This is a genomic window from Streptomyces mangrovi (genome assembly GCF_900114215.1).
In the GTDB taxonomy this organism is placed as follows: domain Bacteria; phylum Actinomycetota; class Actinomycetes; order Streptomycetales; family Streptomycetaceae; genus Streptomyces; species Streptomyces barkulensis.
Map to the genome: position 1 here is coordinate 310,458 of NZ_FOSG01000004.1, position 10,943 is coordinate 321,400.

A 10,943-nucleotide genomic window follows, 5' to 3' on the forward strand; every position below is an offset into this window, starting at 1 on the left:
GACGGCCGGACAGGGCCGAACCCTCCCGAGCCCGCCGAACCCCCTGGAAGGAGCTCCGCCATGTCGGACGTCCCGGAGAACGTGCGTCTCCCCGCCGGGGGATGGCGGCTGTGGGAGCACTTCGCGCTGCGCGGCCCCGGCTTCCCCGCAGAGGGAGTGCTGAGACTGGCCCCGCCCGGACTGGCCCTGGCGGCCGACAAGTTCGGCCCCGGACAGGAACGCACCGGACCCGAGTGGGAGGCCTTCACCGAGGCGTTCTCCGCCGCCGCCGTGCACACCGCCGAACTGCTCCAGCGGATCGCCGCCACGCCTCGCTTCAGAGCCGCGGTGGCCTGGCAGAACCCGGCCGTGCTGCGCACCGGTATCGCACCGTTTCTAAACTGGACGCCGACCGCGGCCGGACGTACCAGCATGCCGCGCCAGCGCGAGGAGCTGGTGGCGCACTACTGGCAGCGCTTCTGCGTCAAGAACGACACCATCGGCTTCTTCGGCCCCGTCGGCTGGGGCCGCTGGGACCTGTCGGAACGGGGCGTCACCGTCGACCCGGGCGAGGGGTTCCTGGCCGGCTCACGGGTGTACTTCGCCAGCTGGGCCGTCGACGCGCTGGCCAGGTCACTCGCGGAGGACCCCGCCCTGATGGCGTGGATACCCCCGTGCCGGGTGTCGTTCGTACGCGTCGCGGACGGGGCCGTGCGGCTGCCGGGCCGGCCGCCCCAGCCGGTCACCGGGACCGAGCGCGCCGTGCTGGGCCTGTGCGACGGCAGAAGAACGGTCGCCGAGATCGCCGCGGAGGCGGGGATCTCGGCGGAGGAGGCGGCCGGGACCGTGCGCCTGCTGGCCGGGAAACGGTGGGTGCACTGGCGGCTGGACGTCCCCTCGAGCACCCATCCGGAGCGTGCGCTGCGCGCCGTGCTCGAGCGCGTCGGAGACCGGCAGGCGCGTGAGCGGGCCCTGGAGAAGCTGGCCGTGCTGGAGCGCGGACGCGACGCGGTGCAGGCCGCGGGGACGGACGCCGACGCCCTCACCGCCGCCATCGGAGCCCTGGAGGCCGACTTCGCCGCGCTGACCGCCACCGCTGCCCAGCGCTCCAAGGGCGAGCGGACCGCGCCCTGCCGGGGCCTGGTCTACTCCGACGCCCGGCGTGCGGCCACCGCCACCGCCGGAGCGGCCCTGCTCGCGGAGCTGGCGCCGCTGGAACTGTGCCTGACCGCGGCGCGCTGGATGACCAACCGCTTCGCCGAGGCGGTCGGCGCCCGTATCCGCGAGGTGTACGACCGGCTGAGAGCGCGGGCGGCGGACGAAGGGGAGGCAGGGAGCGGGGGAGTGGTGGACCTGGGCACGCTGTGGCTGGAGTGCCTGCCCTCACCGCACCCGAAGGCGGCCGACGACATCGCCGCGATCCAGGACGAGCTGCGGGCGAAGTGGGCCCGCGTCCTGGACGTGCCGCGGGGCGCGCGCCGGGTGCGGCTGGCCGGCGACGACATCGCCGCGCGGGTGCGCGAGGAGTTCGGCGAGCCGGGCGCGGGGTGGTCGCTGGCCCGCTACGTCAGCCCCGACGTGCTGATCCTGGCCGAGGACCGCGAGGCGGTCGGGCGCGGCGACTTCGAACTGGTCCTGGGCGAGATGCACTGCGCCCTCAACACGATGGGCGCCTCGCTCTTCGTGCATCAGCACCCCGACCCGGCCGAGCTGGTGGCCGAGACCACGTGCGACTTCCCCGGGCCGAGGCTGCTGCCGATGCTGGCCAAGGAGCTGCCGCTGAAGTGGTCCGCGCGCAGCAGGCCCTCCCTGGAGAGGCCCGAGGACTACTGCGTGGCCCTGGTCGACCAGACCGGTGACCCGCACCGGCCGCGCACGGTCCTCGGCGCCGACGTCGCGGTCGAGGAGCGCGGCGGCCGGCTGGTCGCCGTACTGCCCGACGGCGCCGAGTTCCCCCTGCTGGACGTGTTCGCCAACACCCTCACCCAGCGGGTGATGGACCGCTTCACACTGCGCCCCGAGGGGGAGCACACCCCGCGGATCACCGTCGACAGGATGGTCCTGGCCCGCGAGACGTGGACGTTCCCGGTGGCCTCCCTCGACTTCGCCGGGGAGAAGACCGAGGCCGGACGCTTCGTACGGGCCAGGCAGTGGCGGCGCGAACACGACCTGCCGCGCTTCGTGTTCGTGGTCTCGCCGGCCGAACCACGGCCGTTCTACGTCGACTTCGACAGTCCGGTCTACGTGACCATCCTGGCCAAGGCGCTGCGCCGGCTGGCCCGCAAGGACCCCGGGGCCCGGGTGAGGGTGAGCGAGATGCTGCCCACCCCCGAGCAGGCCTGGCTGACCGACGACGAGGGCAACACCTACACCTCCGAACTGCGCTTCGTCGCCGTCGACCGCACGGTCACCGGCCCGGCGGCCGTCCGCACGGGCGGGGAGGAGGAGTGATGCGCACCTTCACCGACGACATCGCCGGGCACGCCGCCCGCGACCCCCACCGGATCGCGCTCACCACCCCCGGCGGTGATCTGACCTACGCCCAGCTCGTCCACCGGATCGACGCGCTGGCCTCCGTTCTGCTGGAGCGGGGCGTCGGCGCGGAGACGGTCTGCGCGGTGGCCCTGCCGCGCGGCGCGGACGCGGTGGTGGCCGTGGCCGCCGCCGTACGCTGCGGAGCGGCCTTCCTCACCCTCGACGTCGAACAGCCCCCCGCGCGGCTGGCCGCGCTCGTCCGCAGCGGCGGCGCCGACCTGCTGCTGACCACCTCCGGCCTGGCCCGCCGCCTCGGCCTGCCCGTGCCGGGCCGACCGGTACTGACCGACCGTCTCACCGACCCCCTCACCGGCGCCGCCGCCACTGTCCCGGCCGCTGCCCGGACGGCCCCGCCCGATCCCCGCGCGCTCGCCTACGTCAGCCACACCTCCGGGACCACCGGCGAGCCCGGCGCCGTGCTGGTCGAGCACGGGAGCCTGGACTCCTACCTGCGCTTCGTCGCCCGCGACTACGGGCTGGGACCCGCCACCGTGGCGCTCCAGGTCGCCCCGTCGGGCTACGACGCCTCCATCCGCGACACCTTCGCGCCGCTGCTGGCCGGCGGCCGGCTGGTCCTGCTGCCCCGCGCGGAGCTGCTGCGGCCCGAGTCGTTCGGCGCCGCCGTACGCGCCCACTCGGTGACCGCGCTGCTGAGCGTGACCCCCTCCTTCCTGACCTTCCTGGCCGGCCGCCCCGACGCGCGGCGGCTGTTCGCCGGGCTCGAACTGGTCGTCTCCAGCGGCGAGTCGCTGCGGCCCTTCCTCGCCGCCGGCGGACGCGCCCTGATCCAAGGCGCCCTGGTCAACCAGTACGGCCCGACGGAGTGCACCATGACCTCCACCCGCCACACCGTCCCCGCCGAACCCGACACCGCCGCCGATGTCGTGGGCACGCCCATCGACGGCGTCGTGGTGCGGCTGCTCGACGAGACCCTGGAGCCGGTGCCCCGGGGGACCGTGGGCGAGGTGTGCATCGGCGGAGCCGGCGTGGCACGCGGTTACCGCGGCCTGCCCGCCCGCACCGCCGAACGCTTCGTCCCCGACCCCTTCGGCCCGCCCGGCGCCCGGCTGTACCGCACCGGGGACCTGGCCGAGGAGGGGCCCGGCGGGCTGCGTTACCTCGGCCGGAACGACCGCCAGGTCAAGATCCGCGGCCACCGTGTCGATCCCGCCGAGGTCGAGGGCGCCCTGCTGGCCCACGCCCGGGTGGCGCAGGCGGTGGTCACCGCCGGTACCGACGACCTCGGGCGCGGCCATCTCATCGCCCACGTCACGGGCGAGCTGGCGGACGTCACCGACGCGGCGCTGCGCGTACACCTGGGACGCACCCTGCCGCCGCACCTGATGCCCCGCCGGTTCGTACGGCTCGACGAGATGCCCACCACCCGCGGCGGCAAGGCCGACCGCCGCACTCTGGCGGGAACTGGGGCTGGGACTGAATCCCGTGCGGGAGGCACCCCGTGACCACCGCCGTCGAACCGGGCCCCGTCGACCTGCACCTCGCCGCCCGGCGTATCGCCGCGCACGTCCGGCGCACCCCGCTGCTGCGGATGCCTGCCGCGGCGCCGGAGCTGCTGCTGAAGGCCGAACACCTCCAGTGCGGCGGCTCGTTCAAGATGCGCGGGGCCGCCAACGCCGTCCTCGCGCTGAAGGCCCGCCGCATCGTCACCGGCTCCTCCGGCAACCACGGCATCGCGCTGGCCGGACTCGCCGCGGCACTGGACCTCCGGCTGACCGTGGTGCTCGCGGCCGGCGCGAACCAGGCCAAGGCCGCCCTGATCCGCTCCCTGGGCGCCGACACGGTCGGTGTGGCGGGAGGAGTCGGCGAACGGGACGCGGCGGCCCGTGCCCTGGCCGCGGAGACCGGCGCGGTGTTCGTGCCCTCCTCCGACCATCCGCTCGTCGTCGCGGGCCAGGGGACGGTCGGGGCCGAGATCCTCGCCGAGGTGCCCGACGCCGACACCGTCTACGTCCCCACCGGCGGCGGCGGACTGCTGGCCGGTGTCTGCCTGGCCGCCCGGGACCACCCGGTACGGGTGGTCGGCGTCGAACCCGCCACCATGCCCCGCTACGGCCGCTCCCTGGCCGCCGGCCGTCCCCTGTGCCTGCCCTCCCGCGACACCGTCGCCGACGGGCTGCGCTGCCAGCGGCCGGGCGCGGTGCCCTACCCGATCGTCCGCGACCGCGTCGACGACATGGTCGCGGTGTCCGACACCGATGTCCTGGACGCGGTGGACCTGCTGGGCCGCCGCGGGATCAGGGCCGAGCCCAGCGGAGCCGTCGCACTGGCCGGCGCGCTGCGCGAGCGAAGGCACGGCAGATCCGTCGCCGTCGTCTCCGGCGGCAACACCACCGCGGCTCTGAGGGCCGCCACCGTCCGACACCACCTGGAGGAGATCCCATGACCGCCACCGACCACGCCACCACCACCGCCTCCACCGCCTCCACCGTCGATCTGCTGGTCGCCGCCTACCGGGAGATCCTCGGCGTGGCCGGCCTCGACCGCGACAGCGACTTCTACGAGGTCGGCGGCGACTCCCTGACCGCCTTCCAGATCACCGGCAGGATCCAGGATGTCCTGGGGGTGGAGGTGCCGGTCTCGCTCGTCTTCGCCTACCCCACGCCCGCCGACCTCGCCTCCGTCGTCGACTCCGACTTCGCCCGGGCGTGAGGAGATGACCGTGACCGACATCCGTCTGCCCGGCGGACGCTGGCGGCTGTGGGAGCAGTTCGCGCTGCGCGGCCCCGGCTTCCCCGCCGGGGGAGTGCTGAGACTGGCCCCGCCCGGACTGGCCGCCGCCGCCGACAAGTTCTCCCACGGCGAGCGGCCTGCCGGTGAACGGTGGGACGACTTCGCCCGCCTGTACGCCGACGCCGCGGTGGAGACCTCCCACGCCCTCCAGGACATCGCCCGCGACCCGGCCTTCCGCGAGGCCGTGGCCTGGCAGAACCGGCCGGTGCTCGACTCGGGCATCAAACCGTTTCTGAACTGGACGCCGACCGCGGCCGGACGCACCAGCATGCCGCGCCAGCGCGAGGAGCTGGTGGCGCACTACTGGCAGCGCTTCTGCGTCAAGAACGACACCATCGGCTTCTTCGGCCCCGTCGGCTGGGGCCGCTGGGATCCGCACACCGACGGGGTCGAGGTGGACACCGGCCGCGGTCTGGTCGCCGGCTTTGAGGTCTACTGGGCCGGCTGGGCGGTCGACGCCCTAGCCGCGACGATCGGCGCGGACCCCGCGCTGCGGGAGTGGACGGCCCCCCGGCGCGTCCCCTTCGTCCGCCTGGACGGCGCCCGGGTCACGGTGCCGGGCCGGCCGCCGCGGACCGTCGACGAGGACACCGCCGCCGTCCTGGCACGGTGCGACGGCGTGCGGACCGCGCGGGAGATCGCCGCCGCCCTGCCCCGCACCGACGTGCCCGCCGTGCTGGAGGACCTGGTGGCACGGCGCTGGGCGGTGTGGCGCCTGGAGGTGCCCGCCGGCACCCACCCCGACCGCTCCCTGCGGGCCTGGCTGGAACGGGTGGGCGACACCGAGGCGCGAAGGCGCGCACTGGACGCGCTGGAGGCCCTGGAGCGGCGCCGCGCCCGGGTACGGGACGCGAGGGGCGCGGACGCGCTGGTGACGGCCCTGACGGAGCTGGAGGAGGAGTTCACCGCGCTGACCGAGACCGCCGCCGTGCGGGAGAAGTCGGCGGGGACGGCACCGTGCCGCGCTCTGGTGTACTCCGACTGCCGACGCGCCGCCACCACCCGCCTGGGCCCCGCCGTGCGCGACGCCCTCGCTCCGCTGGAACCGTTGCTGACCAGCGCCGGCTGGCTCACCGCCCGGCTGGCCGATGCGGTGATGGCGCGGGCGAAGCAGGTGTACCGCGGCCTGGCCGCGCAGGGGCCGGTCGATCTGGCCGCGTTCTGGTTCGCCTGCATGCCCGTCCTGCACGGTGACGCCCCCGCGGCCGCGGCGGAGATCCAGCGCGACTTCCAGGAGCGCTGGAGGGAGATCCTGGCGCCCCCGGCGGGGGCCCGCCGGGTGCGGCTGCAGTTGGAGGACGTCGCGGGGCTGGTGCGCGAGCGGTTCGGCGGGCCGGGCGGCGGCTGGACGGCGGCCCGCTACATCAGCCCCGACATCATGATCGCCGCCGACGAGGCAGAGGCCGTCGCACGCGGCGACTTCGAACTCGTCCTGGGGGAACTGCACCTGGCGGCCAACACCCTGGGCGCCTCCCTCTTCGTCCACCAGCATCCCGACCCCGGCGAACTGACCGCCCTCACCGACCGCGACCACCCCGGTCCGCGCCTGATGCCGCTGCTGCCCAAGGAGCACCGCTCCCGCCTGTCGGCCCGCATCCGGCACGCCCTGGTCCGGCCGCGGGACCACCAGGTCGCCCTGCTCGACTTCACCGCCGACCCCGCTCGGCCGCGCACCGTGAACAGCGCGGACGTCGCGGTGCGCGAGCGGGACGACGGAGAGCTGGCGGTCGTCCTGCCCGACGGTGCCGAGTTCGCGGCCGTGGACGTGTTCTCGCACGTCCTGACCACCCTGGCGATGGATCTGTTCCGGGTCCTGCCCGAGACCGCCCACTCGCCGCGGATCACGGTCGACCGGCTCGTGGTGGCCAGGGAGACCTGGCGGATCCCCGCGGGCGCGGCGGACTTCGCCGCCGAGAAGGACGAGGCCCGCAGGTTCGTGCGGGCCCGCCACTGGCGGGAGGAAACCGGTCTGCCGCGCTTCGTGTTCGTCGCCTCACCGGCCGAACCACGGCCGTTCTACGTCGACTTCGACAGCCCGGTCTATGTGAACGTCCTGGCCAAGGCGCTGCGCCGGCTGGCCCGCAAGGATCCGGACGGACAGGTCGTCGTCACCGAGATGCTGCCCACCCCCGAGCAGACCTGGCTGACCGATGACGAAGGCCGCTCCTACACCTCCGAGCTGCGCTTCGTCGCCGTGGCCGACACGGGGAACACCAAGAAGGGGTAGCCCCGGCCCCGCTCCCTGCCCCGAGACCGATCCCGAACCCGGGCCGCGCGGCGGTTCCTCCGGACTCTCCGGACGGACCGCCGCGCGCCCGTGTCCGGGCGAAGGGACGGACGCGCAGAGCGCGCTGCGCACGGGGCTGCGCCTTCTTCCCTGTCGGGGGGCCTCCCGGCGGCGGCAGTCTTCGGGAAAACACCGCATGGAGGCCACAGTGACAACAGGAACTGCCCCCCACGGGGCGAGGCACGGTGACGACGACCGCACGGCATCCTTCGCCCAGCGGCGGCTGTGGTTCCTGGACCAGCTCGCCAGGGACTCCTCCGACTCCCTGCTCCCCCTGGCGCTGCGCATCCGCGGCCCGCTCGACGTGCCGGCGCTGGAGAGGGCGCTGTCGGGCGTCGTGGACCGGCACGAGGTGCTGCGCACCCGGTTCACCGCCGTCGACGGTGAGCCCGTCCCGCGGGTGGACGCCCCGGGCGGCACGGTGCTGGAGCGGACCGAGGCCGGCAGCGCCGAGGAGCTGTTCGCCCGCGAGCTGGGCCGTCCGCTGGACCTGGCGGCACAGCACCCGCTGCGGGCGGTCCTCGCCCGCCTGGCGCCCGACGACCACCTGCTGCTCCTGGTGGTGCACCACATCGCCGTCGACGGCTGGTCGTGGGACGTGCTGCTGCGCGAGCTGGCCGCGGGCTACCGGGGCGAGACCGTGGCCCCGCCGGCCCTGCGGTACGCCGACTTCGCCCGTGCCCAGGCCGAGCGGCTGAGCGGCCCGCGCATGGAACGCCTGCTCGGCTACTGGCGCGACCGGCTGCGCGGCACCGCCCCCCTGGACCTGCCGACCGACCGGCCGCGCCCCCGGTTCTGGGACGGCTCCGGCGACGTCGTCCGCTTCACCCTGCCCGCCGACCTGGTGGCCGACGTCGACAGGGCCGCCCGCGAGCACCGCGCGACCCGCTACATGCTGCTGCTCGCCGTCTACCAGGCCCTGCTGGCCCGCTGCACGGACCGTACCGACATCGCGGTGTGCACCACGATGGCCGACCGGGGCCACGCGGGAACGGCGGATCTGATCGGCCCGTTCGTCAACACCGTCGTCCTGCGCACCGACCTGTCCGGCGAGCCCGCCTTCGGCGCCCTCCTGGAGCGGGTCCGCACCGGCGTCCTGAAGGACCTCTCGCACGCCGACGCGCCCTTCGACCACGTGGTGCGTGCGGTGGGCGGCGAACGCGACCTGTCCCGCCACCCGCTGGCCCAGGCGTCCTTCACCCTGCTCAACACCGCCCACCGGCCCGTCGTCCTGCCGGGCCTGGAGGCGGAACTGGTGGCGCCGCCGCTCACCGGCACCACGATGGACGTCTTCCTCGACCTCGGCCTGCGCGCGGACGGCGGCATCGCCGCCCGGCTGCAGTACGCCACCGCCCTGTTCGACGCCGGGACCATGCGCCGGTTCGCCTCCGCCTACACCGCTCTGCTGCGCGCGGTCCTGGACGAGCCGCAGGCCCCGGTGGCTGAGCTCGCCCGGCGGCTGGAGCCCCTGCGGGGCGAGACCCCGCACGGCGAGCCACTGCCGGACGGATCCGCACCGGACGGATCCGCGCCGCACGCGGCGGGCGTCCGGCCCGAGGCCCGGTGGAGCACCGCCCCCGACCGCCCGGCCGGTTCCGTGCCCGTTGTGGCCGTGGGGGGTGAGCCGGGTGCGTCCGCGCTGGTGTGCGGGGAGCGGTCGGTGACCTACGGCGAGCTGGAGGGGGCCTCCGGTGGGCTGGCGGCGGCGCTGGTGGGGGCCGGGGTGGGCCGGGGGAGTGCGGTGGGGGTCCTGCTGCGGCGCGGGGTCGGTTCGGTGGTGGCCATGCTCGCGGTGTGGCGGGCGGGCGGGGTGTACGTCCCCCTCGATCCCGATCTGCCGGTCGAGCGGCTGCGGTTCATGGTGGCCGAGGCGGGGGTGGGCTGTGTCGTGGCGGACGCGGCGACCGCGGGCGTTTGCGACGCGCTCGCACTGCCCGCCGTATTGGCCGACGAGGTCCGCCCCGACCCCGGTGGTCCGCGCCGCACCCCGGATCCGCACGATCTGGCCTACACCATCTTCACCTCCGGTTCCACCGGCCGGCCCAAGGCGGTCGGCGTGGAGCACCACGCCCTGGCCGCCCATGTCGCCGCCGCCCGCGAGCTGTTCGCGATCACCGCCCGGGACCGGGTGCTGACCTTCGCCTCCTTCTCCTTCGACGCCTCCCTGGAGCAGATCCTGCCCGCGCTCGGGGCGGGCGCGACCGTGGTCGTCCGCCCCGACGAGGTGTGGTCGGTGGATGAGCTGGCCGCGCGGGTACGTGACGGGGGGATCACCGTCATGGAACTCACCCCCTCCTACTGGGAGGAGGTGGTCGCCCGGCTGGAGACGGTCGCCGGTGACCTCGCGAGCCTGCGTCTGCTGGTCACCGGGGGAGAGGAACTGCCCTCAAGGCCGCTGGAGCGATGGTTCGCCCACCTGCCCGGTGTCCCCGTCGTCAACACCTACGGGCCCACCGAGTCGGTCGTCTCCGCCACGGCCCACCCGGTCACCGGACCGGTGCAGGGCCGGGTGCCGATCGGCCGCCCGCTGGGCTCGCGCCGGGCCTACGTGGTGGACCCCCACGGGAATCTGGCCCCGCTCGGCGTTCCCGGCGAACTGCTCGTCGGCGGGCCGGAGCTGGCGCGCGGCTATCTGGGACGGCCGGCGCTGACCGCGGAGCGGTTCGTGCCCGACTCCTTCGCCTCCGGCGGCGGCCGGCTCTACCGCACCGGCGACATGGTGCGTCGGCTGCCCTCGGGCGAACTGGAGTTCACCGGCCGGAGCGACGACCAGGTCAAGATCCGCGGCTTCCGTGTCGAGCCGGGCGAGACCGAGGCCGTGCTGCGCGGCCATCCCGGGGTCCACTCGGCCGCCGTCGTGGTCCGCGAGCTGCGCGGCGAACGCTCCCTGGTGGGCTACGCCACCGGCCGGGGCCTCACCGCCGAGTCCCTGGCCGCCCACTGCCGCGCCCAGCTGCCCGCCTACCAGGTCCCGGCCGCCTTCGCCGTGCTCGACGCGCTGCCGCTGACCGTGCAGGGCAAGCTCGACACCGCCGCCCTGCCCGAGCCCGAACCCCCCGCCCCCGCCGAGTTCACCCCGCCGAGGACCCCCACCGAGACGGTGACGGCGCAGATCTGGGCCGAGGTGCTGGGGGTGCCCGAGGTCGGTGTGCACGACGACTTCTTCGCACTGGGCGGGCACTCGCTGCGCGCCGTGGCCGCCGCGTCCCGCCTGCGGGCCGCCTTCGACTGCCCCGTCCAGGTCCGCGACCTGTTCGAGCACCCCACCGTCGAGCTGCTCGCCGCCGAGGTGGAGCGGCAGCTCGTCGAACTGATCTCCGCGATGAGCGACGACGAGATCGATCTGTCCCTGACGGTGGACCACCAAGACTGAGATTGGACGGAACGCGCC

The 10,943-nt window shown here is 75.1% G+C and carries 6 protein-coding genes; all 6 read left to right on the plus strand.

Features of this window, described 5'->3' with window-relative positions:
* Positions 1-60 precede the first annotated feature (60 nt).
* The 6 genes from BM237_RS07980 to BM237_RS08005 all read left to right on the plus strand — a co-directional run bounded on the left by BM237_RS07980 (position 61) and on the right by BM237_RS08005 (position 10,925).
* Positions 61-2,430 carry a lantibiotic dehydratase gene (locus BM237_RS07980; protein ID WP_093848812.1) on the plus strand — a complete coding sequence of 790 codons (2,370 nt, stop codon included), beginning with the start codon at positions 61-63 and terminating at the stop codon, positions 2,428-2,430.
* On the plus strand, positions 2,430-3,977 hold the full coding sequence (locus BM237_RS07985; RefSeq protein WP_093848813.1) for an amino acid adenylation domain-containing protein: 1,548 nt from the start codon (positions 2,430-2,432) through the stop codon (positions 3,975-3,977). Before BM237_RS07980 ends, BM237_RS07985 begins: the two co-directional genes overlap by 1 nt.
* Entirely contained in the window at positions 3,974-4,918 is a 945-nt protein-coding gene (locus BM237_RS07990) for a threonine ammonia-lyase (protein WP_245793480.1), read from the plus strand. The genes BM237_RS07985 and BM237_RS07990 overlap by 4 nt, the downstream gene beginning before the upstream one ends.
* Positions 4,915-5,184: an acyl carrier protein gene (locus tag BM237_RS07995; protein WP_093848814.1), complete on the plus strand. Its 270-nt coding sequence runs from the start codon at positions 4,915-4,917 to the stop codon at positions 5,182-5,184. The genes BM237_RS07990 and BM237_RS07995 overlap by 4 nt, the downstream gene beginning before the upstream one ends.
* A 10-nt stretch (positions 5,185-5,194) precedes the next feature.
* Positions 5,195-7,492, plus strand: a complete 2,298-nt coding sequence (locus tag BM237_RS08000) for a lantibiotic dehydratase (RefSeq protein WP_245793481.1) — start codon at positions 5,195-5,197, stop codon at positions 7,490-7,492.
* A gap of 208 nt (positions 7,493-7,700) precedes the next feature.
* Positions 7,701-10,925 (plus strand): non-ribosomal peptide synthetase, encoded by a 3,225-nt coding sequence (locus BM237_RS08005; protein WP_245793482.1) that lies wholly within the window; start codon positions 7,701-7,703, stop codon positions 10,923-10,925.
* The last annotated feature ends 18 nt before the right edge of the window (positions 10,926-10,943 follow it).